Origin of the sequence: Chryseobacterium sp. Bi04 (genome assembly GCF_918698085.1) — a bacterium.
In the GTDB taxonomy this organism is placed as follows: Bacteria; Bacteroidota; Bacteroidia; order Flavobacteriales; family Weeksellaceae; genus Chryseobacterium.
The window spans coordinates 884,057-910,977 of sequence record NZ_CAKKLP010000001.1 but is presented as its reverse complement, the minus strand read 5'-3'; the positions used below and the strand labels follow the sequence as shown (position 1 = coordinate 910,977).

Below are 26,921 nucleotides of genomic sequence, written 5' to 3'. Positions count from 1 at the left end.
ACCATTTTCAGGAGGACTAAAGTAATTTCTACTTCTGATATAGGCATACTACGCCCCTAAAATGAGTGTGCAAATGTATGAATAATTTTATTACTGACAAATTTTTCAAGTAAAATATTTTGATTTTTAATCAATTAGAACTTTTTAAGAAAATCCGGAACAAATTTTCCAATGGATTATTTTGATTTTAAAAAAGAATTTAGAAAGAGGATCTGTTTATATGATCACATTTACGCCTGCTTCTTCCAATCCTGCCTCATCTTCAGCAGAAATACCTGCATCTGTAATCAGGTAGTCTATTTTATCTAATGAAGCGATTTTACCAAAGCCTTTTTTATTGAGCTTTGAAGAATCTGCAAGAATCACCGTTTGATCAGCACAGTCGATCATCATCTGATTAAGATGGGCTTCTGCGGCATTAGAGGTACTGATTCCAAATTCAAGGTCAATACCATCTACTCCCAGAAAAAGCTTATTACAGGAAAACTGTCTGAGAATTCCTTCGGAAATAGATCCTACTATAGAAGTAGAACTCTTACGAACTTCTCCCCCTAACTGAATAATATTAATATTAGGATTATTGCAAAGCTCAATAGCCACCCTCAAAGAAGAGGTAAGTACCGTAAGCGGACCAAAATTCACCAGCATCCGGGCAAGATAATGCATGGTAGTTCCGGAAGCTAATATAATACAATCATTCTCCTGAATCAGCGCTAATGCCGCTTTTGCTATCGCCTGTTTTGCTTCCACATTAATATTCTCCTTCTCCCCTACATTTTTTTCATACGCATATCTTACCTGCTTACTTGCTCCCCCATGATTACGAAAAAGAAGCCCTAAACTTTCAAGATAGTTCAAATCCTTTCGGATCGTAACCGAAGAAACATTCAGTTTTTCACATAAATCCTGTACAAGAACATGGCCTTTTTCATCCAGCTCTTTTAATATTTCATCATGCCTTGGTATTAGCTTCTCCATTTTATTCGTTTCATCAAAATTAGCGTTTTTTTTTCATACTCTAAAATTTCATTTATTTTCTTTTTGCTTTCATTTTTAATTTATATATTTGAAAACGAAACATAAACGAAACATTTATGAAACGAAACGAAGAACTCAGTACATTAACCAATGTAAAGGAATGGGACTTTATAGTCATAGGAGGAGGAGCCAGTGGTTTAGGTTCGGCACTAGATGCAGTAAGCAGAGGATTTAAAACCTTATTGCTTGAATCTCATGATTTTGCAAAAGCAACATCCAGCAGAAGTACAAAATTAGTACATGGTGGAGTAAGATATCTTGCACAGGGAGATGTAGGATTGGTAAAAGAAGCGCTAAAAGAAAGAGGCCTTCTTGCTAAAAATGCAGCCCATATTGTAAAAAATCAATCTTTTATTATTCCCAACTATACCTGGTGGGGAGGAATCTATTATAAAATAGGTTTATCTGTTTATGATTTCCTTGCAGGGAAACTGAGCCTGGGAAAAACGAGATACATCAGCAAAGCAAAGACCGTAGAAAAACTCCCTACTATTGAACAAAATCATTTGATGAGTGGTGTTGTTTACCAGGACGGGCAGTTCGATGACGCCAGACTTGCTGTGAATTTAACTCAAACCATTATTGAAAAGGGAGGAACCGCAATCAATTATGTAAAGGTGATCAATCTTCTGAAAGATGGTGCTGATAAAGTAATTGGTGTTGTTGCAGAAGATCAACTGTCCAAGCAGCAATATCAGATTCACGCTAAGGTAGTCATTAATGCAACAGGGGTATTTACCAATGACATCCTTAATATGAATAACCCTAAGCATGGTAAACTTGTTGTTCCAAGCCAGGGAATCCATTTGGTACTTGATAAATCATTCCTGAAAAGTGATGATGCGATCATGATTCCAAAAACATCAGACGGCAGGGTTTTATTTGTTGTTCCCTGGCACGACAGAGCTTTGGTAGGAACTACAGATACGCTTTTAAAGGATGAAAGTTTTGAGCCCCGTGCTTTGGAAGAAGAGATCAGCTTTGTTTTAAATACAGCAAGACAGTATTTAGCCAAGAAGCCAACCCGTGAAGATGTAAAATCTGTATTCGCTGGATTACGTCCTCTGGCAGCTCCTAAAGACGGAAGCAAAAGCACAAAAGAGGTTTCCAGAAGCCATAAAGTTATTGCTTCTGAAACAGGGCTTATTTCCATTATCGGTGGAAAATGGACAACTTACCGTAAAATGGCGGAAGATACTATAGATGAAGCAATGAAAGTTCACAGATTAGGAAACACTACATCTAAAACAGAGCACCTTTCCATTCATGGTAATGTAAAACCGGAACAGGTAGACCGAAGTAACCATCTTTATGTTTACGGTTCTGATATTCCGGCTATAAAAACTTTACAGGAAAGCAACCCGCGTTATTCTCAGAAAATACATCCGGAACACCCTTTTACCGTTGCAGAAATTGTATGGGCTATAAGAAACGAGATGGCAGAAACCATTGAGGATATATTATCAAGAAGGGTCCGTTTATTATTCTTAGATGCCAGAGCCGCTATAGACAGTGCTCACACTGTTGCAAAAATAATTGCTGAGGAAAAAGGATATTCTGAAGAATGGACGCAACAACACGAAAATGAATTTATTGATTTAGCAAGAGGATATTTATTAACGCCTTATTCACCTAAAGTTCAATCTTAACTAGTACACTTTTATGAATGAAAAATTAATTCTCGCTTTAGACCAGGGGACAACTTCCTCCAGAGCGATCTTATTCAACCACAGTGGAGAAATTAAATTTGTAGCACAGAAAGATTTCAGACAAATATTCCCGACACCAGGTTGGGTAGAACATGATCCGAATGAAATCTGGTCATCACAAATCTCCGTAGCAGCAGAAACGATAGCGAAAGCAGGTATCTCCGGACTGGAAGTTGCCGCTATCGGTATTACCAATCAACGTGAAACCACTGTTGTATGGGACAAAGAAACCGGCGAACCTATCTATAATGCCATTGTATGGCAGGACCGAAGAACTTCTAAATATTGTGACGAACTAAAAGAAAAGGGTCACGCTGAAGTTATTAAAGAAAAAACAGGTCTTGTATTAGATGCTTACTTTTCTGCAACAAAACTAAAATGGATCCTTGATAACGTAGAGGGCGCAAGGGCCAAAGCAGAAGCAGGAAAACTATGTTTTGGAACTGTAGACACATGGCTTGTATGGAAACTTACCCGTGGTAAAATGTTTATCACTGATGTATCCAATGCCAGCAGAACAATGCTTCTGAATATTCATACCTTAGAATGGGATAATGATTTGCTGGAATTATTCAATATTCCCAGAGCTGTTCTTCCCGAAGTAAAACAGAGCAGCGAAATATACGGAGAAACCGCCACAACTTTATTTTCTACCAAAATTCCTATTGCAGGTATTGCAGGTGATCAGCAGGCAGCTTTATTCGGGCAAATGTGCATCACTCCGGGAATGGTAAAAAACACATACGGAACCGGCTGCTTTTTGTTAATGAATACAGGAAAAGAAGCTGTTTCTTCTAAAAACAACCTGCTAACAACCGTAGCCTGGAAAATCAATGGAGAAGTAAATTATGCATTGGAGGGCAGTGTATTTGTAGGAGGTGCAGCCATCCAATGGTTGAGAGACGGTCTTAAAATTATTCGTTCCTCTGAAGAAGTGAATGAGCTGGCGGCATCTGTTCAGGACAATGGCGGTGTATATTTTGTTCCTGCCCTTACCGGATTAGGAGCACCACATTGGGATCAGTACGCACGTGGAACTATTGCAGGCCTCACACGCGGAACAACGGACGGACATATTGCCAGAGCAACACTGGAAGGTATTGCTTTCCAGGTTTATGATATTGTAAAATCTATGGAAGCAGATTCCGGAAGAGCAAGTCTTGAACTAAGAGTAGACGGAGGAGCTTCGGCAAGTGACCTTTTGATGCAGATACAGTCTGATCTGTTTGGTTTTAAAATCACCAGACCTCAGACGCTTGAAACCACTGCATTGGGAGCCGCTTATCTGGCTGGCCTTGCTGTAGGATATTGGAAAGATATTGATGAAATACAGTCCCAATGGATCGTGGACAAAGATTTCCATCCCCAGTTGGATAAAGAAAGCGTTGATAAAATGATCCACTTGTGGAAGAAAGCCGTATCACGTTCTCAAAACTGGATAGAAGATTAACCCGCTGACCTTAAAAATACACATATGACACCATTTATCGCAGAATTAATAGGAACAATGCTTCTTATACTCTTGGGCAACGGCGTTGTCGCCAATGTTGTCTTAAAAGGAACCAAAGGAAATAATTCCGGTTGGATTGTAATTACAACAGCATGGGCATTAGCTGTCTTTATCGGCGTCACTGTAGCCGGACCTGTAAGCGGCGCCCATCTGAACCCGGCAGTCACCATTGGTCTTGCCACTGCAGGAAAATTCTCCTGGGATCTGGTTCCTTCTTATATAGCCGCTCAAATGATCGGAGGAATGCTTGGAGCCTTCTTGGTTTGGCTGTTCCATAAGGATCATTTTGCTATAACAGAAGATGAACCGGGAATGCTTGCCTGTTTCAGTACAGGACCAGCTATCAGAAAGACTTCTTCCAATCTTATCAGTGAGATCATAGGAACGTTTGTACTGGTATTTGTCATCTTTCATTTTTCGGATCCCAGTATTTCTATTGCTACTGATCCTACGGCAAAAGTAGGCTTAGGTACTGTAGGAGCTCTTCCTGTTACATTCCTTGTCTGGGCAATAGGTTTGTCTCTGGGCGGAACTACAGGATATGCGATTAACCCGGCAAGGGATCTTGCCCCAAGAATTATGCATGCTATTCTGCCTGTAAAGGGAAGCAGTGATTGGGGATATGCATGGATACCTGTAGCAGGACCTGTAATAGGAGCTGTGCTTGCCGCTGTTTTATATGGACTCTTAACTTAAAAAACAGATGATGAAAATTTTAAAAGGAATCTTCCTCCTCGCGTTAGCCTCCGGAAGATTATTTTCTCAGGAAAACACTGAGGCCAAGGAAAGCAGACTTGATTTCACTGCCAACATTCAGAACAACCATTTATGGAGAGGTTTAATCATTACTGATAAGCCTGTTGTAATGGGGAATCTCTCCTATGCCCTGGATGCAGAAAAAAAATGGAAAATAGGAATCTGGGGAGCATCCGCTTTAGCAGATGATAAAGACAATACCCATTATAAAGAGATCAATTATTATGTTCAATATTCTGACGGACGTTTTTATATTGGGCTTTGGGATCTTTATAACTCCAGAAACATCAATACCGCAGTGGCTGCAGACGACATCTTCAGCTATTCACAAAGGAGAACGGCACATATTATCGATTTAAGAACCAACTATACGTTCGGGCCTTCATTCCCTATTAATATTGAAGCAGATATTATGCTTTATGGGGGCGCCAATGCAGGAGAGGTTGTTCTTGAGCCGGACGGAAGTTATAAAAAGAATAAATATTCTACCTATGTTCAGGCAAGTTACCCGGTAATAAAGGGTCAGAAAGTGAATCTGGACGCCTTTGTAGGGGCTGGCTTTGCTCTTAATGATAAAAACTTTCTGTATGGAAATGGTAAAAACAGTTTCGACATTGTTAACATAGGTGTAAAAGCCGGTAAAGTTGTTAAAATTACTGACCATTACAGCCTTCCTGTTTATATGATGGCCATGTGGAATCCTTCTAATAAGTTTGCAAGGATTCAGCTTGCTGCTACTGTTTTTTAACAGGATAGCTGCCACAAGACTATAGAATCACTCCTTATGGGGTGATTTTTTGTTATGGATGACAATGACTATCCTGCCAAATTAAACCACCCCGTCAAATCTTTGATTTGCCGCCCCACCAGTGGAGGGGAATAGTTATAAGAATATTATACATAGTAGAAGCATAAGCCTGAGATTAATAATAGCTTTACCTCCAATCACCGGGATTTTACGGTTTATCATTTAAGTAAATATTTTTACTTTTGAAGAAAAAAGAACTATGAAAAAACTTTTCAGTATTATGATTTTGTGTATCAGCATCTTGTCTTTTGCACAGGTAAAAGTTCCTTTTACGGGACATAGAAGTTTTGATATTATGCAGGGCTACAGTGGCACCGGCACGCCTCACTATTATCTGGATGTGAAAAAAAACGGTGATGTCTTTTTTGGGTATGTTCAGGTGAACCAGGCTAACGGAAAGGAAACTACTGAAGAAATAAATGCAGGTAAATATGGGACAAACAAAGTCATGAAAGTACATTTCAAAAAATTTAATGAGACCTTCTTTGTGAAATTTGATAAAAATAAAATCTTTATGACCGATGAAAAGGGGAATATTCAGAATCTTGAGGGTTGCTGCTCTTCCAGTGAGAGTATGGATAAGGAAACCTGTACCTGTGAAAGTGAGCTGTATGAATAATGAGATCATATAGTGCCACTCCTTTGCATTGTTTTTTTTAATGGAATGAAAAAGGCCACCCCGTCAAAAATTCTTTGCATTTTCGCCCCTTATCCAGTGGAGGAGAATGGCTATAAGAATTGTTAGGATTTGTTGCGAAGGAAATTTGAGATTATGGCATTTGTCAGGAATAAGGAATCACCGGGATTTTACGGCTTATTTATTGGTTAAATATCTTTAATTTTGAAAAAATTAACGAATGCTGTCTGGATTGCAGAATGGCTGAGTTGAATTGTGACTATGAAGGTATTTTACATCAATGAAAGTTTTAAAAATCTTATTTATATTTTTTCTTCTTGTTTCATGTAGCAAGAAGGAGCACCATCCTTATACGTTCTATTATTGGAAAACCAATTTGAAACTGAATCAGGAAGAGAAAAAAGTCTTGGAACATACTTCTGTTCCTTATTTATATACCCGTTTTTTTGATGTTGATAAAATAGGAGGAAAGTTTCAACCTGTGGCTGTCATCACCAAAGACCAGAGTTTTGAAACCGATAAGCAGATTGTACCTACTATTTTTCTCACGAATCAGACTTTACTGAATATTTCTCCGGAGGAGATAAAATTCCTGGCGGAAAGTATTCATCATTTAGTACAGAGGAAAGCAGAAGAATATCATTTAAAAATCAACAATGAGATTCAGATCGACTGCGACTGGACAGCCGGCACACGTAATGATTACTTTACATTTCTAAAAGAGCTGAAAAGGGTTTCCGGAAAGAATATCACCTGTACTCTGCGTCTTCATCAGGTTAAAGATAAAAAGAAAACCGGAATTCCGCCGGTAGAAAAAGTATATCTGATGTGCTACTCCACTTCTTCCCCATTAGAAAAATCTGATAAAAACTCGATTCTGGATGTGGCTGTATTAAAAAGTTATCTTTCCCGAATGGAAGATTATCCCATCAAAACTATTGAAGTAGCGCTCCCTATTTATTCATGGGGAATTGTTACCAATCATCTGGAAAAGCATAAGTTGATTAATGCACTATCGAAAAAGGATCTGCAAAATGAACATTTTAAAAAGATCTCTGAAAATGAAGCTGAAGTTTTAAAGGACGGTTTTTACTTTGGAAGCTACCTGAATAAAGGTTTTAAAATAAAGGTAGAGGAAATTTCAAGTGAGCAGCTGGAAGATGTCATCCATTTTCTTGAGAAAAAAATACCCCATTTTAATATTATTTATTATCAATTAGATAGTAAATTTGTGATAGATCGAAAATTTTAAATCATCATCACCGATGAAGGCATTGCATGAGTGTCTGCAAGACTTTAAATTATTAATCATTATAAAAAAATTAAAAACACCACTCTACATATGAAAAAGTATATTCTTTCGCTTGCAGTGGCCTCTCTTTTCTATACGAAATCTGATGCCTGTGCCTGGTCAGATCCTGACTATGAATACTTCAATCTTTTTACCCAGAGTATTATTAAAGATAAATCTTATCTTCCTTTTCTGCACAACTATTCCAGCAGATTTTATACGGGCTATAAAACCTCATTGATTCCTGATGACAATCTGGAAACATGGAAGAAGTATTTTGGCAACCAGCTTAATCATGCTGAAGCTTATGACCTGGTTTATAAGATCAGTATGAATGACCTCAATGGTCTTAAAAATGGTAATCCTTCTAATCCTCTTCTCCAAAAGCTGGGTTCAGGATTTTACCAGAAGTACCGTGAGGGAATAGATTATTTAATTGAGGCCAAATATCTGGAGCCTTATATGAGCATCAATTATATTGAAAGTGAAAACTCATTTTACTATGACAGAAATGCCGACAGAAAGAATGCAACCGCTCTTGATTACAACAAAACCATTGCTGCTTTAACTTCTTTATACAATGCTGCCAGAAATCCGGAGATTAAACAGCGCTACGGATATCAGCTGGTACGTCTCAATCATTACACAAGAAATTATGATGCTTCACTGCAGGCATTCAAAACCTATATAGAGCCGATCAAGCTCAAAGGCGCTGTTTATTTTATGGCACTGGATCAAATGGCGGGTGCTCAAAGGGGACTTGAGATGAACAGTGATGCCAACTGGAACTTCTTCCAGGTATTCATGAACACTAAAGACCGTAAGGAATCTTCTTTTGTATCCATGAAGCTTTCGGATACGGCTTCTTTCAGCAATATTATGAAAAGGGCCAATACCAATGAGGAAAAAAACATGGCTTATTTTCTTTTAGGGTATGAGGATTTCAACAACCCTATTCCGGTTATGGAAAAAATGTATGATATTAATCCTGATTCTGAAATTCTGAAAGTAATGGCCGTAAGAAGTATCAATGAGCTGGAAAGAAGTTATCTTCCCACTTATTATTATACCGACGCTGCTTCCGGAAGAGTTTCTGTACAAAGAGGAAAAACGGATACCAAAGCTTCAAATGACAATACAGCAGGTACCACTACCACAGAGGTAAAAGAGGAAAAGCTTTCTTTCTGGCAAAAGATTGTAAGATTCTTTAAAAACCTTTTCGGAGGTTCTAAGTCTGGGAAAACCGGTGACGAAGCTAAAGCTGGTCAAAGTGATGATGAGCTCTTCAGTAATCCGGACAGGATCCCTTTCTATACCCGGACAGGCTATTATTATGATCAGAAAACACAGGACTTCCTTGATAACCTGGAAAAATTCACGGATAAAACAAGGGAGAAATCTAAGGATGAATACTGGCAGATTGCCAATGCTTACCTTAAGTTTTTGAAAAAAGACTATAAAGCAAGTTCTGAAATTCTTAATGACATCAAAACCACCAATCCCGAGTATCAGGAGGAGATCAAGAGAATGAAAGTTCTGAATGATATTGTTTCCCAGCCCAAAATAGATGCAGCATATGAGGATCATTTAATGAAAGATTATCCTGAATACTTTGTGGAAAAACCAGTGAAGAAAGATACTGCCACCACGGATAATTTCGATTATTATGGGGAAGGACCATCTACTGCTGATTTCCTTAAAGACGTTCTGGCTAACCGCTACTTTCTTCAGGGTGAGGATGGAAAATCATTCCTAATGAATAATAAGCTTTCTGATCTTCAGTACAACCCGAACTCAACTTTGGTAAAAAGTGTGGAAGACTTTTACAGAAAGTCAGATAAAACACAGTTTGAGCAGCAGGTTATTGCCAAAAACATGGACAGTGTAGGTAATATTGATGCATTTTTCAATACCATCTATGGAGACAGAGCCATGAGGCTTGCCGATTTTGAAAAGGCTAAATCCTATTACGAAAAAGCACAGAAATTTGCCGGAATCCCAAGAGTCAATTACGACTGGTCAGAAAAAAGCGGTCAAACCATCACTGCCAAACAATATACACCTACTGAATATGACGGTTTTGATAATATTTCAAATCTTGTATTTGGCCACAATGTTTGGGAAAGTTTCCAAAGTTCTGATACTGAAAGCATGAAAGCTGAAAACTATACTGATTTCTCTTTCATCAAAACCAGTATGAATAAACTTGAACTTGCTGATGTACTGATTCAGCTTAAAAAGATCGGAAATGGTGCCGATGAAAAAGCTGCCAAAGCCAACCAGCTTATTGGAAATCTACTCTACAACACTTCTATTTTAGGATATTATAGAGAACTCTTCGTCATGGATATCGATAATAGTAACGGCGGAAAGTATAATTTCTGGAATACCGACAGAAAGAACCCTTATAAATATTATTACAAAAACTTTCTGGACACTTCTTATATTGAGCCTGACAATTTTGACCTGGCGATTAATTATTATCAAAAAGCACTGAAGCTTTCCAATAATAAAGAAGAAAAAGCAAGAGTTCTTTTCCAGATGGCTAGTGCTGAGCAAGGGAAATACTATCAATATGAAGCAAAAAACCAGATGGATTATGATTATTCTGATCCTAAGTGGTCTGAAAAATCTGATGCCCACCAAAAAGAACTGGACAATCTGAGAAATCAGAAATACAGAACCTATTTTGCACAATTGAAAACACAGTACTCAGATACTGAAACCTCAAAAGCGCTGATGGGAAGCTGTTCTTATTTCAGTTACTTTATGAGATAATATCACTGCATAAAAAAACCTCTGAATCATCAGAGGTTTTTATTTTATATCGTACGTTTATATATTCCAGTTTTTAGGCCTTACATATTAAAAATCTCTAAAAATTCACAACATACAATTACTTTATACTCATTTTTATTGTTATTTTCACAATATCATTACTAATAATGATTTATTAAACTAAAACCATTAATAAAAACCATGAAAGCAACAATTTCAGATAATGAATTTTACGCAGGATTACAACAATTACCCAAGCCCAAGTATCCTTTCCCCGATTCTATACATCCTGATTTTCAACTTCAGCGAGAAGAATATTATGATTGGATTGACAAGGAGTATATTTTTCACAGTAAAGAAGCCCGTGAAAAACACAAGCAACACAACCTGACTGACATTGCAGCACGTGGTTGTCCTTTTTTAAAGAACCTGGCGGAATTGAGGCCATTAGCCAGTTATGCTGCTGATGGGGCCATGATGGACGATTATTTTGATCGCTGCTCCCATGATGAAATGACAGAAATAGCGACTCGTATTATGGCTTTACTCACTGGTGATGATCCTAATGAACCAACTAACAATGGTATATTTCATCAATTCTGGATATTAAGACAGAACGTCATTGCATGTGAAATGCCGGAACGGCACTATAAAAAATTTCTAAAGTCACTGCACGAAGTGCTTATCGGATATGCGGACGAAAGAGTATACTACAGATCAAATACCATCCCTCCTCTGCCTGTTTATTTATTAATTCGCGAAGCGACAAGCGGAGTACAGCCTTTTTGTAAGTATGTAGCTATGCAAAAAGATTATCGTCAGCTCCCTGACAGCGTATTGGAGCATTTACACATTCAACGCCTTCATACAATTTGTTCTCTGATGATCGGAATACATAATGATATTATTTCTTTACCAAAAGAACTGCATAGAGAAGAGGATACGATGAATCTGGTGAAAGTATTGCAGCAAGAGCATAAAACGTCAATAAAAGAGGCCTATATGATGGCTCTGGAAGTACATGATAATTATTTAAAGGAATTTTTGATATTGCAGGAACATTTGCCTTCTTTTGGCCAATGGCAGGATATGGTCCGAAATTACGTAGAGGATCTTGGCATTATGGTAGCCGGTGTATATGCCTGGCATACAAATGACACCTCCCGTTATATAAATGGAGGGTATGTAGAAGGTGAATATACCAGCAAATAATATTATTAAAAAAGGGATCATTCTGATTCCTTTTTTTGCTCTTTCTTCTTCAGCCATTCTTCATGTTTATTTTTGAAAAATTCATGCTTGTAATTCTGATTTCTCTGTGCTGCATCAATAGAATGTGAAGTATGAATATCCGCATCCTTTTTTGCAAACTGAGCCAGATTTTCGTAATAATGGTGGAGCTGGTCCAGATCCACTTCCGTAAGGTCTTCGATATCTACAATTCTGTTACTGGCCTTTTCGTGGGCAGCTATCAGCTCGTTCAGCTTTATCTGTATGGCTTTAGAATCTTTATTCTGGGCTTTTTGAATAAGGAATACCATTAAGAATGTAATGATAGTAGTTCCTGTGTTGATCACAAGCTGCCAGGTTTCCGAATAGTCGAAAAACGGACCTGTTACCGCCCAGACAATCACCAGGAGCATAGCACCGATAAATGCAACAGGGCTTCCCGTAAATTTTACTGCCCCGTTTGAAAACTTTTCAAAAAAATTATTATTCTTGTGACTCATGATAGAAGTTATTTTACATAATAAATGTATAAAATTAACATGAACCGGGATTAACAAAGTTGAGTTTTCAAATGAGAAGTGGTATCTTTTATTTTGTTTTCTTCAGCCTGTGCCACCAGATCAGAAATCCTGTAACCGGCAAAGAACATCCAATAAGAGATACTACAAAATATAGAATGATACTGGGCAACCCCATGATTTCTCCCGTATGTAAAGGTTTGGCAAGTGCCGTAAACTGTTTATTGAGAGGCTTGGCAGAGAATAATTCCCTGGTTTTAAAAACTCCGGTTTTATCAAATGTCACTTCATCCTGAAGCATCATTCCCAGCAGATTCTGCCTGTTTGTTTTTATGATCACATATCGGGGGTTATCCTTATTAGGCAACTCTACGCTTGTAACGGCAGTATAAGGAAGATACCGGTCCGAAAGCTGTAAAATTGTATCGATGGAGGCTGAAGCTGCATTTTTAAAATTTTTCTTTTCATCCTGCTTTTGAAGCATATCTTCCATAAGCCCGCTGAACGGATCATCCCCATCTTCGTTATTATCTGAAATATGATCAATTGAAGATCCTCCGAGACTCACAATAAGACCATTTTTCACCCATGGATAGGTGATATACAATCCTGTAACAGCAATAAAGAAAAGCATCAGGAAGCTGTAAAATCCCAGGGTATTATGCAGGTCGTAATTCAGTCGCTGAAACTTTGCTTTCAACATGACAGTCAGGCCTTGCTTTAAAAACTTCAGCTTTTTGGGAAGCCAGAGGATGAATCCTGAAATCAGCAGCACACAAAATATAAGAGCCGAAGCTCCTACCACCTGGCGTCCGGCATTTCCCATCATAAGGTTTCTGTGAATATCAAGTACCACTTCAAAGAAATAGCTCGCTCCTATATCTGCCGACCCAAGAATTTCTCCTGTATACTGATTGTAGTAGGTACTTTTATCTAATTGATTCTCCCGATATCCAATAACATAGCTTCTTCCTTTATCATCCGGAATCAGAAGAGAAGTCAGTTCTTTGTTCTGCTGTAATAACTCTGACCGGATCAGATCAGGGCTTTTAATTTTTCCGGAAGCTGAGCTGATATATACTTTTTCTCTGTTCGTAAATTCTATAATCTGGTTTTTGAATGCATACAGACAACCGGTAAGACACATCACAAAAACGATGATACAAGATAAAAGTCCCAACCAAAGATGAATAAGCCACATCAGATATTTAGTGACCGATTCATTCTTTCTTTTTTTCCGGTAAAGGCTTTTAAACAATAACTTCATTTGGACTCATAACAAAAACATTAAGATGGTTGGGTCACCTTAATGTTTTTTTAAATTAAAATTGATATGAATGATTGATAATTTTAAAGGGTGACCTGCAAATTAATGTAGCTCAATAACCAGCTATGATAACCTGTATAAGTCTTACAAAAAAGTTCTGTGATACGGGTAGAACTTAGTTTCCCCTTCTCCGGACGGGATCCGGATCAAATTATTTTCTTCCTTTAAACTGAACCTCTTTTACGATCTCTTCGAATTTCGTATAATGTTCAGGAGTAAGTGTTTTTTGAATTGCTGCTTTTCTCTGTGCATCAAATTTTTCCCAGTATTCTTTAGCTAAATCATTGTTGCCATGATAGACATCGTGGGCATCGTTGAATGCTTTTTCAAATGCATCATTCGCTGCATTGACTACTTTAAATTCGTCTTCGGAAAGCTGTGCTTCTGTTTTTATTCTTTCTAAAAGGGCGTTGTCATATCTTGGTCTTTTTCTGGAGTTTTCATCAACGAATTTGTTGAACTGTTCCATTTGCGGGCCATCTAAAACTTTAGCCATCTCAAGAGACTGCTGTGCTCTCAGCTCTTCATTTTTTATTCCTAAAGCTACACGGTCCATATTTCCTCCCTGAGCTTTTGCAGCCTGGAAGTTCTGCTCCTGAAGATCCTGGTATTTTTTAGTGATCTCGTCAAAGCTTTTCGTCTGATCCGGTGTAAGCTGTATTTCAGTTTTAAACTGGTTGTAATCGATTCCTTTCTTTTTGTCTCCGGAACATGAAACAACCAATAATGTTGTTACTGCTACTACAATAGTTTTGATATACGTATTATTCATTATATTTTATTTTATGGTTTTGTCAATGATTAGAAGAGGTAATTAGCGCCAAACTGATATCTGATTCCATCAATCCTGAAACCGAAATTACTAGCCGGATCAGAGGCATCATTACGAATATTTTTATCCAGAATATTGTACACTCCAAAGGTGAAACGCACATTTTTATTCAATCTGTACACGGTTCCTAAATCCCATAAGAAGTATGAGGGTATAGGATACTCCTGGGCCTTACCTCTGTTTACTCCAGGCTGGCTTTCGCTTCTATAATTACCTCTTGACCAAAACTCAAAGCTATCGTTTGCTTTCCATGAAAGATTTACATTAGCCATGTGCTTAGGAATTCTTGCGTATGGTTTATTGTAAAGTGCAGGAATCTCATCGGATTTAATCTTAGTATCTGTATATGTATAATTCGTTTTTAACACGATACTTTTCGTCACATTTACACCTAGGTTAGCTTCTATTCCCATGCTATTAGCCTTCCCTAAATTTTCTCTTGTTGAAATAAAATCATACACATGATTGTATATGTTTTCAAACTGTTTACACTCTTCAGTGTTATTACATTTTCTTACTTCTACCAGTTTGTTTTTAAAGTCTGTATTAAAACCTGTCACGCTTAAATTAATCACTTTCTTATTATCTTCAAACATAACAGTCACTTCCTGGTTAAAGCTTTTTTCCGGCTTAAGATCTTTGTTTCCGATAATCACACCATCTGAAGTTCCTCCACCTGTTACCTGTCCCCATCCTGGGTTTACGGCTCTCAGTCCCGGAGCTTTATATCCCCAGGAGGTACCTCCTTTTAGAGTAAAGTTATTGGTAACATTCCATACCAAATATCCTCTTGGTGTAAAATTGGAACCATAGTTTTGATCATTATCCAAACGTGCACCTGTCACTAAGTGAAGTTTATCAAACAAGCTCCAGTTTCCTTCTGCAAAAGCAGACCAATTCCAACGGGTCAGCTCGTTGATGATTTCTCCTTCCGATTTAATTTTATTTCCGAAATCAATCAGTTTTTCATATCTATATTCGCCACCAAAACTGATAACATGCTTTTTAATATTGAAATTATTAAGGCTATAGGCAACGAAAGTCTGATACCTCATATCCCTGTTAGGGTTATTGGTATTATCATATTGCAGATAAGAATTCGTATGAAAGTTGGAATAATCACCTTTATGACTTAATGAAAGAACATTTCTTTCATAATTATTACGTGAGCTTTTTGCATTGGGAGCTAAAGAATATCCCGGGGTCTGGTTCCGTTCCTGACGGTTAAAGTCATAGTTTAACTTGAAAACATTTTTCTGATCAGGGGTAAGGCTCAATTCTGTTCCAAAAGCTTTAATCACTCTTTCTGTAAATCCACCCACAAATGTATCTTCATTTCTGTCGGAATAGCTTCCCGTAATTTTCATTTGAAGAAGATCTTTTACTATAGAACCGGCAGCGTAGCCGTCAATCTGGTAGGTATTACCGGATTCTTTATGAACCTGCTGAATAAGGCTTGTTCCTACAGATCCTTTCCATCTGTCTGTAAGTTTCTTAGTGATGATATTGATAACTCCTCCCATAGCATCAGAACCATATAATGAAGACATCGGTCCTTTCACCACTTCTATTCTTTCGATGGTTTCCAATGGAGGCATCCACCCCTGTTCAATCCCAGGTCCATCAGAATTGGGTCTTGTTTCTCTGGTATTAATTCTTTTACCATCTATTAATACCAGAGTCTGGCCGGATTCCGCTCCTCTTATTGAAAAATCGCTGGTACTTCCTCCACCTGTAATAAATACTCCGGGGATATCCTGTAAAGCATCTGTAATATCTCTGTAAGCTCTCTTTTTAATATCAGCCTGGCTTATTACAGAAATAGTTGCCGGAGCATCTTTAACTTTCTGTGCATATCCTGCTCCTGTTATTACGACTTCATCAATATTGCTACTTTTTAAAGTATCCTTTATTTTCTGGGCATTTACAAAAGTTGCTCCTAAAACAAGTAGAGAAAAAGACACGATTTTTTTCATCAATAATTTTTTTTGCAAATTTATTGTTTTTATTGATTCTAAATAAAATGAATCACACTGACATATGTCACCTGCAAAAGACTAATCAATACCGGATCAACAACCAACGCAACAGTCTGCTTACAATATGCCAACAGATACATAGCATCATTAGTAGTATCATGTCAAAGCCGGCATATGGTTATAAAAAGTAAAACCTGAAAAAAGATAAATTTTTTTGTTCAAAAATGGAGGTCGTAGTATGGAGAGGTTGATAGCAAAAAAAAAAAATCCGTTCCTAAAAAGGAACGGATTGTATAATCATTGCAAAGTATGCAGTTATCACACTTTAATTTCAACGTCTACACCTGAAGGAAGTTCTAATTTCATTAGAGCATCAACAGTTTTAGAAGAAGAAGAGTAGATATCCATCAGTCTCTTGTGAGCTGACAATTGGAACTGCTCTCTTGCTTTCTTGTTTACGTGCGGAGATCTCAACACAGTGAAGATTCTCTTATTCGTTGGCAATGGAATTGGACCGTTTACAACAGCACCAGTAGCCTTTACCGTTTTTACGATTTTCTCAGCAGACTTGTCTACCAAGTTGTAATCGTAAGATTTTAGTTTTATTCTGATTCTTTGTGACATTTCTTTAATTTAAAAATTAACCTTTTGCTTTAGCAATGATTTCTTCAGCAACGTTTTGTGGAGTTGCTTGGTACTTCTCTAATTCCATAGAAGAAGTAGCTCTTCCTGATGAAAGTGTTCTTAGAGTCGTTACATATCCAAACATTTCAGAAAGTGGAACTGAACCTTTGATTACAACAGCACCGTTCTTTTCTTCCTGACCACTGATCGTACCTCTCCTTTTGTTAAGGTCACCAATGATGTTACCCATATATTCTTCTGGAGTTACAACTTCCAGTTTCATAATAGGCTCCATGATTACTGGCTTAGCAGCACGTCCCGCTTCTTTAAATCCTAATTTAGCAGCCATTTCAAAAGAAAGAGCATCAGAATCCACTGCGTGGAAAGATCCGTCTTTAAGAATAACTTTAATACCTTCAACTTCGAAACCAGCCAAAGGACCGTTCTTCATTGCAGCTTTAAAGCCTTTTTCAATTGCAGGAACAAATTCTCTAGGAACGTTACCACCCTTGATCTCATTGATGAATTCTAAACCAATTTTACCTTCGTCTGCAGGTCCTAATTCAAATACGATATCAGCAAATTTACCTTTACCTCCAGATTGTTTTTTGTAAACCTCTCTGTGCTGGGCAACTTTTGTTAAGTTTTCTTTGTATTCTACCTGTGGTTGACCCTGGTTTACTTCAACTTTGAATTCTCTTCTCATACGATCAACAATGATATCCAGGTGAAGCTCACCCATACCAGAGATAATCGTTTGTCCTGAAGCCTCATCAGTTCTAACCGTAAACGTAGGATCTTCTTCAGCTAATTTAGCTAATGCGTTACCCATTTTATCCTGGTCAGCCTTAGTTTTAGGCTCAACAGCGATACCAATTACCGGATCAGGGAAAACCATCGATTCAAGAACGATTGGATTTTTCTCGTCACACATTGTATCACCAGTTTTGATAGATTTGAATCCTACCGCAGCACCAATATCACCAGCTTCAATATATTCTACCGGGTTTTGTTTGTTAGCGTGCATCTGATAGATTCTTGAGATTCTTTCTTTATCTCCTGAACGGGTGTTCAAGATATAAGAACCTGCATCTAGTCTTCCAGAGTATGCTCTGAAGAATGCTAATCTTCCCACGAACGGGTCAGTAGCAATCTTAAATGCTAAAGCCGAGAAAGGCTCGTTTACGTCTGGTTTTCTTGTAATTTCAGCGTCAGTTCTAGGGTCAGTACCTTTGATATCATCTTTATCTAATGGAGAAGGCAAATATTTACATACTGCATCCAACATAAACTGTACTCCTTTATTCTTAAATGAAGAACCACAAGTCATTGGGATAATAGATAAATCGATAGTAGCTTTTCTTAGAGCTTCGTTGATTTCCTCTTCAGAGATTGAATCCGGATCTTCGAAGAATTTCTCCATCAAAGTATCATCGTAGTCAGCAACAGCTTCTACTAATTTCTCTCTATATTCAAGAACTTCATCTTTCATATCTTCAGGAATTGGCACTACTTCGAAAGTAGCTCCTTGTCCTGCTTCATCCCAGATGATCGCTCTGTTTTTAATTAAGTCTACAACCCCTTTGAAATCTTCTTCAGCACCGATTGGTAAAACGATAGGAACTGCGTTTGATCCTAACATAGTCTTAACCTGGTTTACCACGTTAAGGAAGTCAGCACCTTGTCTGTCCATTTTGTTTACGAATCCCATTCTAGCTACTTTGTAGTTGTCAGCAAGTCTCCAGTTTGTTTCAGACTGAGGCTCTACTCCATCTACTGCAGAGAATAAGAATACCAAACCATCCAATACTCTTAAAGATCTGTTTACTTCTACTGTGAAGTCAACGTGTCCCGGTGTATCGATGATGTTGAAGTGATAAGGTTTAGTTTCAGGTAAAGCTTTTCCTTGATCAGTTGGAAAGTTCCAAGAACAAGTAGTAGCAGCAGAAGTAATTGTGATACCTCTTTCAGCTTCCTGCTCCATCCAGTCCATTGTAGAAGCACCATCGTGAACCTCTCCAATTTTGTGGTTTACCCCTGTATAGAATAAAATCCTTTCTGTAGTGGTAGTTTTACCGGCATCAATATGCGCAGCAATACCAATATTTCTTGTAAATTTAAGATCTCTTCCCATTTCAGATTAGAATTTAAAGTGTGAAAACGCTTTGTTAGCTTCCGCCATTTTGTGAGTATCACTCTTTTTCTTGTAAGCAGCACCTTCTTCTCTTGAAGCAGCTACCACTTCGTTAGCTAATTTCAAAGCCATAGACTTATCATTTCTAGCTTTAGAATATTTGATTAACCATTTCATTGCCATAGAAATTTTTCTGTCAGCTCTGATTGGCATAGGGATTTGGAAGTTAGCTCCACCTACTCTTCTAGAACGTACTTCTACGTGAGGCATTACATTTGTAAGTGCATCTTTCCAGATTTCAAGTGCAGTTTTTTCGTTATCTCCTTTTTTAGTTTCTACGATCTCTAATGCATCATAGAAAATTTTGAATGCGATTGACTTCTTACCGTCAAGCATTAAGTTGTTTACGAATCTAGTTACCAATTGATCATTAAATTTCGGATCTGGTAACAACGGTCTTTTTTTCGCTTTTGTCTTTCTCATTGCTTCTGTACCTTATTTAATGATTATTTTTTCTTTCCTTTTGCAGGAGCCGCAGCTGCTTGTCCTGGTTTAGGTCTCTTAGCTCCGTACTTAGATCTTCTCTGAGTTCTTCCATTTACACCAGCTGTGTCTAATGCACCTCTTACGATGTGGTAACGTACTCCCGGTAGGTCTTTCACCCTTCCGCCTCTAACCAATACTATCGAGTGCTCTTGAAGATTATGTCCTTCGCCCGGGATATAGGCATTCACTTCTTTACCGTTAGAAAGTCTTACCCTTGCTACTTTTCTAAGTGCAGAGTTAGGTTTCTTCGGTGTAGTAGTATATACTCTCGTACATACACCACGTCTTTGTGGACAAGAATCAAGGGCAGCCGATTTGCTCTTCTTGGCAAGCGTGGCTCTTCCTTTTCTTACTAATTGTTGAATAGTAGGCATTTAATTGCTTTTTATTTTAGGGTGCAAAAATACTAATATTTTTTTAATTGACAAGTAGTTATATATTTTTATTTGTTTAAAAAAACTTTTTATTTGTTTTTTATACCCTACGGCAACCCTATTGGTTTTCATGTTATTGCCTCATTATTGAACCTTCAGGATTCACTCAAAAAAATAAAATTTTATTTAAAAGCAACCTTTATTGCTTTTCCTTTTAAAAGATCAGTCCCAAGACCTGCCATATCAGTTTTGGGGATAAAGCTAAAAAAAACAATCTGTCAGTCCGGTTAACAAACTATTATCTATTCATTAAGATAATTACAGCAATAGCTTGCTTTAATTATTCAATGATTGTAACCTTAACATTCTTATTCCAGTTAAAGTTTCTAATATTTTGTTTTAAAGAATTATGAATTTCAGGGTTAATGGAATATATGAACAAGTGTTTTTCACCCAGTACGACATTCTTTCCTCCTACCTCCAGACGGGCAACTTTGTTCCAGTTCTTTGGGGTATGCCCATCCAGCCATTCTTCATAAGCGATAGCCAGCTGATACTGATTTTCAACAGCACTTCGTGTCAAAAAGCTTTCAAATGAATCATCAGGCCTTTTATCTTTCGTTCTGAAAGGGAGCATTTCTTTAGACCCTAATCCCATGAAGTCAAGTAAATGGATATCCGTAAAGTAGCATATCGCACCAATATCATTAGCCACCACCTTAGAGGTATTATAGTATTTTTTCAAAAACCTTGCAGACTGAATCTGTTGTTCATATATATTGGCACTTCCATTGGTTATCAAAATATGAGCATGACCAGACTTATATACCAGCAATAATACATTCGCCAGTATACTTATTCCTATGATTCTTTCTTTTCTAAAAAACTGTAATGGCTGGGCGAAAAAAGATTTCAACTTTGGAATGAGAACCATTGCAAAAGCAACCAAAAGATAAGCTTCATACCTGAATTGCCCTTTTATTTCCCCAAATAGACTATGCAGGATAAAAGTAAAATTCCAGGTTATAATGAGAAAGTTGTTTGCAATGATTTTTTGAAAGCTTACTTTTTTTTGATAATCCCTATACAATAAAACAATACTGATGAATAACGGAAATAATCCAAGCTTATAAAAACTGATATTGAAAATCACTTTTTTCAGTATGAGATCAATGATCTGTATCGGTATATTCCCCGAGAAATCTATCAGTGATCCTTTGGCAACAACTGAATTGGGAAAAAAATATCCACTTTTAGGATAATTGAAGTATCCGAAGAGAAAAATAGGAATAAAGCCACAAACCAGCACAAGTGCTGAATACTTCCATTTCCTGATCAGCATAAAGACAAAAGCAAGGGAGACAAAATAAAACATGCTTTCAAATCTTATCAGGCCTAATGACAGGAGCGTAAAATAGAAACCATATTGAGAGGTCCTATCCTTACCATCATTATCGAACCATTTTTTAAAGCAGTAAATATTGATGGCAATCATCAATGTCTGTAAAATATGCTCCATCCCTGTTACAATCTGAACATGCAGCACCGCAAAGAAAAGACTAAACAAGCAAGCCCAAACTATAGATCTGTTCTGATTGAAAAACAGGGAGTAGTATTTGTTAAGGATAACAATAAGCAATCCGGCTGAAACCAGATTAAAAATCAACGGAATTAAAGCATGATCTCCAAAGAGAGAAATCAATGCACTTAAAATAAGGGTAAAAACCGGGGATGAAGAGGAAGAGGAAAAAACATACCTGGTTATTCCCCAAATACCATGAACTGCAAAGTTTTTAGCAATTGCCATGTGAATATAGGCATCATCCAACAGATAAGTAAAATAATTCCCGGTAGTAGAAAGCATAATCAGGATATAAATAAAACATATCCCAAAAAATACTGCTGCTGTGATCAGAAAACTTTTCATCTCTGCAATAATACTACTTCCAAACTATTTTTTTAAAATTTTCTTATAGTTATCATCTATTAATAAAGAGGACATTCCGGCACAATATTTCGTAAATTTGATAGATTCAAATAGATAACTTATGAAACTGCCATTATAAACATCTCCTGGCCAAAACCGCAGTGAGGAAGACAGTTCCATATGATCTCATAACAATTAAATATAAAATATATACATATGAAAAACGCCAGTATTATCGGTCTTAAAGAAGCCGACTGTAAAAAAATTTCAGAAAAATTAAATACACTTTTAGCCAACTATTCCATATTCTATCAAAACACCAGAGGGGCTCACTGGAATATTAAGGGAGATCAGTTTTTTACCCTTCACCCTAAATTTGAAGAGCTATACAATAGCCTGGTTTTAAAAATTGATTAGATTGCAGAAAGAATTTTGACTTTGGGAGCTACCCCGGCTCACAATTACTCCGACTATTTGAAAGTAGCTACCATTAAAGAGACAAAAGAAGTGACAGATGGTACAAAAAGTGTTGAATTGATTTTAAGCTCTTTCAAGGTGGTTATTGATCTTCAGAGAGACTTATTAGACATTACGGATAAAGCAGGTGATGAAGGTACAAACTCTCAAATGAGCGACTATATCACAGAACAGGAGAAAGAAGTTTGGATGTACAATTCTTACCTTGGAAAATAGCGCAATAGCAAGCATTGAAATATTTCAAAAAAATCGCCTTACATTTAGGCGATTTTATTTTTTATTTCTATATTTGCGTTAAAATTACACATATTATGAACGACGTAAGACTCAACTCAATTCTCGATAATGATTTTTATAAAATAACCATGCAGAATGCAGTGGTAAAACTTTTCCCAGGTTCTATTGTAAAATACGAATTTATCAATAGAGGAAAACACCACTTTCCGCCAGGCTTTGATGCTGCGTTAAGGGAGGCTGTTAATAAGATGGCAGAACTTAAGCTTACCAAAGATGAGAAGAAATTCATGGCAAGAACCTGTCCTTATATTGATCTTCCTTACCTGGATTTTTTAGAAGGCTATCATTATGATCCTACTGAAGTAAAAATCCATCAGGAAGGAGGTGATCTTTCTGTAATAGTGGAAGGACTTTGGTACAGAACGATTCTTTGGGAGGTTCCTTTACTGGCACTGATCAGTGAACTTCACTACGAAATGAATCATATGGAAAGGGATTCCAATGAAATAGTAATGAGTAAAACGCTGGAGAAGGCAGATTCATTGGGAGAACTTGGAGTAACATTTGCAGAGTTCGGGACCAGAAGAAGACATTCTTATAAAGTACAGAACCTGGTAATGGAAGCTTTAACACAGAAAAAAGATTCTACTTTTATCGGAAGTTCTAATGTTCATTTCGCCATGAAGTATGGTGTAAAGCCAATTGGAACCCATGCTCACGAATGGTTTATGTTCCACGCTGCTGAATATGGTTTCAAAATGGCCAATGAACTCGCTTTGGAACATTGGGTAGATGTATACAGAGGGGACCTTGGAGTTGCTCTTTCAGATACGTATACCACAGATGTTTTCTTCCAGCAGTTTGATAAAAAATTCGCCAAGCTTTTTGATGGGGTACGTCATGATAGCGGTGACGCCCTTGAATTTGCCGATAAAACCATTGCGCATTATCAGAATAACGGCATCAATCCAATGTTTAAGTATATTATTTTCTCTGATGCCCTGAATCTTGAAAAGGTAGGGGAAATTACCAGCTACTGCAGAGGAAAAATAGGCATCTCTTTTGGAATAGGAACCAACCTTACCAATGATGTAGGGGTAAAACCAATGAATATTGTTATGAAACTTATTGGTGTACAGGCTCCTAACAAAGAATGGATCCCAACAGTAAAACTTTCTGATGAGCATGGAAAATATACGGGTGATCCTAAAATGATAGAGCTTGCCAAGGAATTTTTAAGAATAAAAGATTAGGGTTTAGACAGATTTCAGATAGAGATGTCAGATCTGAGATATCCACATTATAATTAAAACATCTATGAAATTAAAAATTTTTATACCTTTTACTGTTTTGCTGACCACTTTATCCTTCGCCCAGGAGAATAAAAAGGAAAAAGTAAAATTCAATCAGGAACTGGCTACCTCACTTGGTGCAGATCAATACGGGATGAAGGCCTACACCATTGTCATGCTTACTTCCGGAAGCACAAAAATAGATGACAAAGCCAAAATGGGAGAAGTCATGAAAGGTCATATGGCCAATATCGGGAAACTGGCTGATGAAGGAAAAATTATTGTAGCAGGACCCTTTCTGGAAAAAAATAAAGAAAACTACCGCGGTATGTTCATCTTTAATACAAAATCTAAAGAAGAAGCAGAGCAGTGGGTAAAGACAGATCCCGCTGTACAAGCCGGAGTCTTTAGTTATGAAATTTTCCCATGGTATGGATCGGCGGCATTGCCTCTATATCTTAAACATCACGAAGAAATTTCGAAGGAAAATCCTTAACCATTATTAAAAAACACCTATATAATTCTGAATACATGAAACTTAGAGATAAAAAACCAGCTTTAGTATTAATTGATATTCAAAAGGGATTTCTTGATGAAGACTATTGGGGAGGAAATAGAAATAACAAAACAGCAGAGCAAGTCAGTGGACAATTATTAGAGAAATGGAGAGCGCTACATCTCCCTATCTTTCACATCAGACACAGCTCATCCAACATCAATTCAAAATTACATGAAACCCATACCGGATTCGAATTTAATGATTATGTATTGCCCAAAAACGATGAGCCTGTCATTACAAAAACTGTAAACAGTGCTTTTATAGGAACCAATTTAAAGGAGCAACTTGACCATCAAAATATAACGACTTTGGTTATTGTTGGAATAACTACAAATCATTGTGTTTCCACTACGACAAGAATGGCTGGAAATTATGGTTATGAAACCTACTTAATTTCTGATGCAACTGCAGCATTCGACAGACTTGGAATAAACGGAGAAAAATATGATTCAGAATTAATACACCTCACTACTCTTGCTAATTTAAATGATGAATTTGCTGTTGTATGGGATTCAGAAAAATTATTAAATGAATTATAAAAAAGATTAATAGAATATACTTTGTTAATCATTATAAGGAAAAGGGATTTTCTAACATTATAAAAAAAATAAAAACAAATCACTATATGACGATATAGTGATTTGTTTTTTTACTATATTAGAAACTCATTTTCAATACCATACAAATTAAAATCTACAAAAAATTAATTCCATGAAAATAAGACTATTCGTTTTGCTTTTTTTAGTATCAACAAAACTGCTCTTCGGACAAACTGTTTCCAAAGAATACACTGATAAAGTAAAAACGGCTGAATCACTTTACCGTGCCAAGGATTTCAAGAACTCTGCCACCCACTATTCAGAAGCATTTAAATCTAACGGCTGGAAAGCGTCTCTAAATGATAGGTATAACGCAGCATGCTCTTGGGCAATGGCATCAGTGCCAGACAGTGCATTTTCCCAACTTGACAGGATTGCAGTAAAATTCAGTAATTATAACCATATAACAACGGATACAGACCTTAGCTCTTTACATAGTGATAAACGATGGAAGTCTCTAATGGAAAAAATAAAACAGAATCAGGAGAAAGCAGAAGCAAATTTGAATAAACCCTTAGCCGCAAAGCTTGGTGACATTTATAATGAAGACCAAAAGTACAGAAAACAAATCGATGATATTGAAAAAAAATACGGTAGGGAATCAAAAGAAATGAATGAGCACTGGCAGCTTATCAATAAAAAAGATTCACTAAATCTTATTGAGGTAAAAGCCATTCTTGATAAATATGGCTGGGTGGGTCCTGATATTGTGGGCGGACAGGGAAGTGCTACATTATTTCTTGTTATCCAACATGCAGATCAGGCAACACAGGAAAAATATTTACCCATGATGAGAGATGCTGTAAAAAATGGTAAAGCACAAAGCAGCAGTCTGGCCCTTCTCGAAGACAGGGTGGCCCTGAGACAAGGTAAAAGACAAATTTACGGCAGCCAGATCGGACGTGATCCTGAAACACAAATATATTATGTATCCCCATTAGAAGATCCTGATAATGTAGATAAAAGACGCACAGATGTTGGACTTCCTCCATTGGCAGAGTATGTAAAGAATTGGCAAATTAAATGGGATGCTGAACAATATAAAAAAGACTTGCCTAAACTGGAGGCAAAAACAAAGCACAAATAAACAGAAATCACATCACTATACTATTCATAGTTAGATTTCAAATCTAATTGACATTCTTCTATTTTAAACTTATTTGGCATTTTTAAAAAATCTAACCTTTATTTTAACATTTATCATAAATTAATTCAATTATCATAGAATAATTTACTATTTTAGTTCAATATTTTTAAGCTTACTTAATTAATTATAAGAGTGTTAAGAATAAATTAATTTACTAAACAAAAAAAATTAAACCATGAAAATGAACGTATCAAAACTTTCAAGAACAGATTTGAAAGATGTCTTTGGAGGAACTTTGTATCCTGCACAATGTCCCGGAGGATGCCATGGTGAAGCCATGATCAGATGTCCTGACGGCTCCACCACTATGACTAATTTTATATGCATGGGGGGAACCTGCCAACCGGCCGCAATGTGCAAACCATTGGTTCTTGAACCTTTTCCAGATCCCATTATAATTACTCCATAATCTAATGAACAACAAATAAAGTGGGCTTCCGGCTCACTTTTTTATTATTGAAAAGATCATTCTATTCATTTTCAAAGAAATATACCGTTGATCATAGGTTTTTATTACCTTTAAATAACCAAAACCGATATGAAAATGATGTGGCAAAAAATATTGAAATATCAGAGTTTGCAAAAAGCACTT

The 26,921-nt window shown here is 37.0% G+C and carries 23 protein-coding genes and 1 pseudogene; 14 read left to right on the top strand and 10 right to left on the bottom strand.

Annotated elements, in window-relative coordinates:
- Positions 1–216: 216 nt before the first annotated feature.
- Positions 217–978 (bottom strand): DeoR/GlpR family DNA-binding transcription regulator, encoded by a 762-nt coding sequence (locus LQV47_RS03960; RefSeq protein WP_230034083.1) that lies wholly within the window; start codon positions 976–978, stop codon positions 217–219.
- 116 nt (positions 979–1,094) lie between these two features.
- On the opposite strand from LQV47_RS03960, the gene LQV47_RS03955 reads away from it, so the two are divergent.
- The 8 genes from LQV47_RS03955 to LQV47_RS03920 all read left to right on the top strand — a co-directional run bounded on the left by LQV47_RS03955 (position 1,095) and on the right by LQV47_RS03920 (position 11,739).
- Positions 1,095–2,687: a glycerol-3-phosphate dehydrogenase/oxidase gene (locus LQV47_RS03955; protein ID WP_230034081.1), complete on the top strand. Its 1,593-nt coding sequence runs from the start codon at positions 1,095–1,097 to the stop codon at positions 2,685–2,687.
- A 13-nt stretch (positions 2,688–2,700) separates the two neighbouring features.
- The gene (gene glpK, locus LQV47_RS03950) at positions 2,701–4,197 is read left to right on the top strand and encodes a glycerol kinase GlpK (RefSeq protein ID WP_230034079.1); all 1,497 of its coding nucleotides are present in this window, start codon (positions 2,701–2,703) and stop codon (positions 4,195–4,197) included.
- A gap of 24 nt (positions 4,198–4,221) precedes the next feature.
- Complete coding sequence (locus LQV47_RS03945; RefSeq protein ID WP_230034077.1) at positions 4,222–4,953, top strand: MIP/aquaporin family protein; 732 nt, start codon at positions 4,222–4,224, stop codon at positions 4,951–4,953.
- A gap of 7 nt (positions 4,954–4,960) precedes the next feature.
- Positions 4,961–5,761 carry a hypothetical protein gene (locus LQV47_RS03940; RefSeq protein ID WP_230034075.1) on the top strand — a complete coding sequence of 267 codons (801 nt, stop codon included), beginning with the start codon at positions 4,961–4,963 and terminating at the stop codon, positions 5,759–5,761.
- Positions 5,762–6,020: 259 nt separating this feature from the next.
- A complete protein-coding gene (locus LQV47_RS03935) occupies positions 6,021–6,440 on the top strand; it encodes a hypothetical protein (protein ID WP_230034073.1) in 420 nt (139 codons plus the stop codon).
- A 298-nt stretch (positions 6,441–6,738) separates the two neighbouring features.
- Positions 6,739–7,710, top strand: a complete 972-nt coding sequence (locus tag LQV47_RS03930) for a hypothetical protein (protein ID WP_230034071.1) — start codon at positions 6,739–6,741, stop codon at positions 7,708–7,710.
- Between the two features lie 90 nt (positions 7,711–7,800).
- Entirely contained in the window at positions 7,801–10,527 is a 2,727-nt protein-coding gene (locus tag LQV47_RS03925) for a hypothetical protein (protein WP_230034069.1), read from the top strand.
- Between the two features lie 201 nt (positions 10,528–10,728).
- Positions 10,729–11,739, top strand: coding sequence for a terpene synthase (locus tag LQV47_RS03920; protein WP_230034067.1), 1,011 nt, complete (start codon positions 10,729–10,731; stop codon positions 11,737–11,739).
- A 17-nt stretch (positions 11,740–11,756) separates the two neighbouring features.
- Here LQV47_RS03920 and LQV47_RS03915 read toward each other — a convergent pair whose 3' ends face one another.
- From LQV47_RS03915 to LQV47_RS03875, 9 genes are all read right to left on the bottom strand, one after another.
- The gene (locus LQV47_RS03915) at positions 11,757–12,257 is read right to left on the bottom strand and encodes a low affinity iron permease family protein (protein WP_230034065.1); all 501 of its coding nucleotides are present in this window, start codon (positions 12,255–12,257) and stop codon (positions 11,757–11,759) included.
- Between the two features lie 88 nt (positions 12,258–12,345).
- A complete protein-coding gene (locus LQV47_RS03910; RefSeq protein ID WP_230034063.1) occupies positions 12,346–13,542 on the bottom strand; it encodes a PepSY-associated TM helix domain-containing protein in 1,197 nt (398 codons plus the stop codon).
- 211 nt (positions 13,543–13,753) lie between these two features.
- Complete coding sequence (locus LQV47_RS03905; RefSeq protein WP_230034061.1) at positions 13,754–14,374, bottom strand: hypothetical protein; 621 nt, start codon at positions 14,372–14,374, stop codon at positions 13,754–13,756.
- Positions 14,375–14,403: 29 nt separating this feature from the next.
- Positions 14,404–16,410 carry a TonB-dependent receptor gene (locus LQV47_RS03900; RefSeq protein WP_230034059.1) on the bottom strand — a complete coding sequence of 669 codons (2,007 nt, stop codon included), beginning with the start codon at positions 16,408–16,410 and terminating at the stop codon, positions 14,404–14,406.
- A gap of 321 nt (positions 16,411–16,731) precedes the next feature.
- A complete protein-coding gene (gene rpsJ / locus LQV47_RS03895; RefSeq protein WP_002661363.1) occupies positions 16,732–17,037 on the bottom strand; it encodes a 30S ribosomal protein S10 in 306 nt (101 codons plus the stop codon).
- Between the two features lie 16 nt (positions 17,038–17,053).
- Positions 17,054–19,171, bottom strand: coding sequence for an elongation factor G (fusA, locus tag LQV47_RS03890; protein WP_230034057.1), 2,118 nt, complete (start codon positions 19,169–19,171; stop codon positions 17,054–17,056).
- A 6-nt stretch (positions 19,172–19,177) separates the two neighbouring features.
- Positions 19,178–19,654 (bottom strand): 30S ribosomal protein S7, encoded by a 477-nt coding sequence (gene rpsG / locus LQV47_RS03885; protein WP_047491372.1) that lies wholly within the window; start codon positions 19,652–19,654, stop codon positions 19,178–19,180.
- Positions 19,655–19,677: 23 nt separating this feature from the next.
- Complete coding sequence (gene rpsL / locus LQV47_RS03880) at positions 19,678–20,091, bottom strand: 30S ribosomal protein S12 (RefSeq protein ID WP_002983146.1); 414 nt, start codon at positions 20,089–20,091, stop codon at positions 19,678–19,680.
- A 340-nt stretch (positions 20,092–20,431) separates the two neighbouring features.
- On the bottom strand, positions 20,432–22,018 hold the full coding sequence (locus tag LQV47_RS03875; protein WP_230034055.1) for a hypothetical protein: 1,587 nt from the start codon (positions 22,016–22,018) through the stop codon (positions 20,432–20,434).
- A gap of 216 nt (positions 22,019–22,234) precedes the next feature.
- Here LQV47_RS03875 and LQV47_RS03870 point away from each other — a divergent pair.
- The 6 genes and pseudogenes from LQV47_RS03870 to LQV47_RS03845 all read left to right on the top strand — a co-directional run bounded on the left by LQV47_RS03870 (position 22,235) and on the right by LQV47_RS03845 (position 26,738).
- Positions 22,235–22,711, top strand: a pseudogene (locus tag LQV47_RS03870) (Dps family protein).
- 95 nt (positions 22,712–22,806) lie between these two features.
- Positions 22,807–23,985 (top strand): nicotinate phosphoribosyltransferase, encoded by a 1,179-nt coding sequence (pncB, locus tag LQV47_RS03865; protein WP_230034054.1) that lies wholly within the window; start codon positions 22,807–22,809, stop codon positions 23,983–23,985.
- 64 nt (positions 23,986–24,049) lie between these two features.
- Entirely contained in the window at positions 24,050–24,520 is a 471-nt protein-coding gene (locus LQV47_RS03860; RefSeq protein ID WP_230034052.1) for a YciI family protein, read from the top strand.
- 35 nt (positions 24,521–24,555) lie between these two features.
- Complete coding sequence (locus tag LQV47_RS03855) at positions 24,556–25,122, top strand: cysteine hydrolase family protein (RefSeq protein ID WP_230034050.1); 567 nt, start codon at positions 24,556–24,558, stop codon at positions 25,120–25,122.
- A gap of 172 nt (positions 25,123–25,294) precedes the next feature.
- Entirely contained in the window at positions 25,295–26,269 is a 975-nt protein-coding gene (locus LQV47_RS03850; RefSeq protein ID WP_230034048.1) for a DUF6624 domain-containing protein, read from the top strand.
- Between the two features lie 235 nt (positions 26,270–26,504).
- Positions 26,505–26,738 carry a hypothetical protein gene (locus tag LQV47_RS03845; protein ID WP_230034046.1) on the top strand — a complete coding sequence of 78 codons (234 nt, stop codon included), beginning with the start codon at positions 26,505–26,507 and terminating at the stop codon, positions 26,736–26,738.
- The last annotated feature ends 183 nt before the right edge of the window (positions 26,739–26,921 follow it).

Excerpts from the sequence above, each read along its gene's own strand:
- LQV47_RS03960 (WP_230034083.1), bottom strand. The coding sequence starts at position 978 with ATGGAGAAGCTAATACCAAGGCATGATGAAATATTAAAAGAGCTGGAT.
- LQV47_RS03955 (WP_230034081.1), top strand. The coding sequence starts at position 1,095 with ATGAAACGAAACGAAGAACTCAGTACATTAACCAATGTAAAGGAATGG.
- glpK (WP_230034079.1), top strand. The coding sequence starts at position 2,701 with ATGAATGAAAAATTAATTCTCGCTTTAGACCAGGGGACAACTTCCTCC.
- LQV47_RS03945 (WP_230034077.1), top strand. The coding sequence starts at position 4,222 with ATGACACCATTTATCGCAGAATTAATAGGAACAATGCTTCTTATACTC.
- LQV47_RS03940 (WP_230034075.1), top strand. The coding sequence starts at position 4,961 with ATGATGAAAATTTTAAAAGGAATCTTCCTCCTCGCGTTAGCCTCCGGA.
- LQV47_RS03935 (WP_230034073.1), top strand. The coding sequence starts at position 6,021 with ATGAAAAAACTTTTCAGTATTATGATTTTGTGTATCAGCATCTTGTCT.
- LQV47_RS03930 (WP_230034071.1), top strand. The coding sequence starts at position 6,739 with ATGAAAGTTTTAAAAATCTTATTTATATTTTTTCTTCTTGTTTCATGT.
- LQV47_RS03925 (WP_230034069.1), top strand. The coding sequence starts at position 7,801 with ATGAAAAAGTATATTCTTTCGCTTGCAGTGGCCTCTCTTTTCTATACG.
- LQV47_RS03920 (WP_230034067.1), top strand. The coding sequence starts at position 10,729 with ATGAAAGCAACAATTTCAGATAATGAATTTTACGCAGGATTACAACAA.
- LQV47_RS03915 (WP_230034065.1), bottom strand. The coding sequence starts at position 12,257 with ATGAGTCACAAGAATAATAATTTTTTTGAAAAGTTTTCAAACGGGGCA.
- LQV47_RS03910 (WP_230034063.1), bottom strand. The coding sequence starts at position 13,542 with ATGAAGTTATTGTTTAAAAGCCTTTACCGGAAAAAAAGAAAGAATGAA.
- LQV47_RS03905 (WP_230034061.1), bottom strand. The coding sequence starts at position 14,374 with ATGAATAATACGTATATCAAAACTATTGTAGTAGCAGTAACAACATTA.
- LQV47_RS03900 (WP_230034059.1), bottom strand. The coding sequence starts at position 16,410 with ATGAAAAAAATCGTGTCTTTTTCTCTACTTGTTTTAGGAGCAACTTTT.
- rpsJ (WP_002661363.1), bottom strand. The coding sequence starts at position 17,037 with ATGTCACAAAGAATCAGAATAAAACTAAAATCTTACGATTACAACTTG.
- fusA (WP_230034057.1), bottom strand. The coding sequence starts at position 19,171 with ATGGGAAGAGATCTTAAATTTACAAGAAATATTGGTATTGCTGCGCAT.
- rpsG (WP_047491372.1), bottom strand. The coding sequence starts at position 19,654 with ATGAGAAAGACAAAAGCGAAAAAAAGACCGTTGTTACCAGATCCGAAA.
- rpsL (WP_002983146.1), bottom strand. The coding sequence starts at position 20,091 with ATGCCTACTATTCAACAATTAGTAAGAAAAGGAAGAGCCACGCTTGCC.
- LQV47_RS03875 (WP_230034055.1), bottom strand. The coding sequence starts at position 22,018 with ATGAAAAGTTTTCTGATCACAGCAGCAGTATTTTTTGGGATATGTTTT.
- pncB (WP_230034054.1), top strand. The coding sequence starts at position 22,807 with ATGAACGACGTAAGACTCAACTCAATTCTCGATAATGATTTTTATAAA.
- LQV47_RS03860 (WP_230034052.1), top strand. The coding sequence starts at position 24,050 with ATGAAATTAAAAATTTTTATACCTTTTACTGTTTTGCTGACCACTTTA.
- LQV47_RS03855 (WP_230034050.1), top strand. The coding sequence starts at position 24,556 with ATGAAACTTAGAGATAAAAAACCAGCTTTAGTATTAATTGATATTCAA.
- LQV47_RS03850 (WP_230034048.1), top strand. The coding sequence starts at position 25,295 with ATGAAAATAAGACTATTCGTTTTGCTTTTTTTAGTATCAACAAAACTG.
- LQV47_RS03845 (WP_230034046.1), top strand. The coding sequence starts at position 26,505 with ATGAAAATGAACGTATCAAAACTTTCAAGAACAGATTTGAAAGATGTC.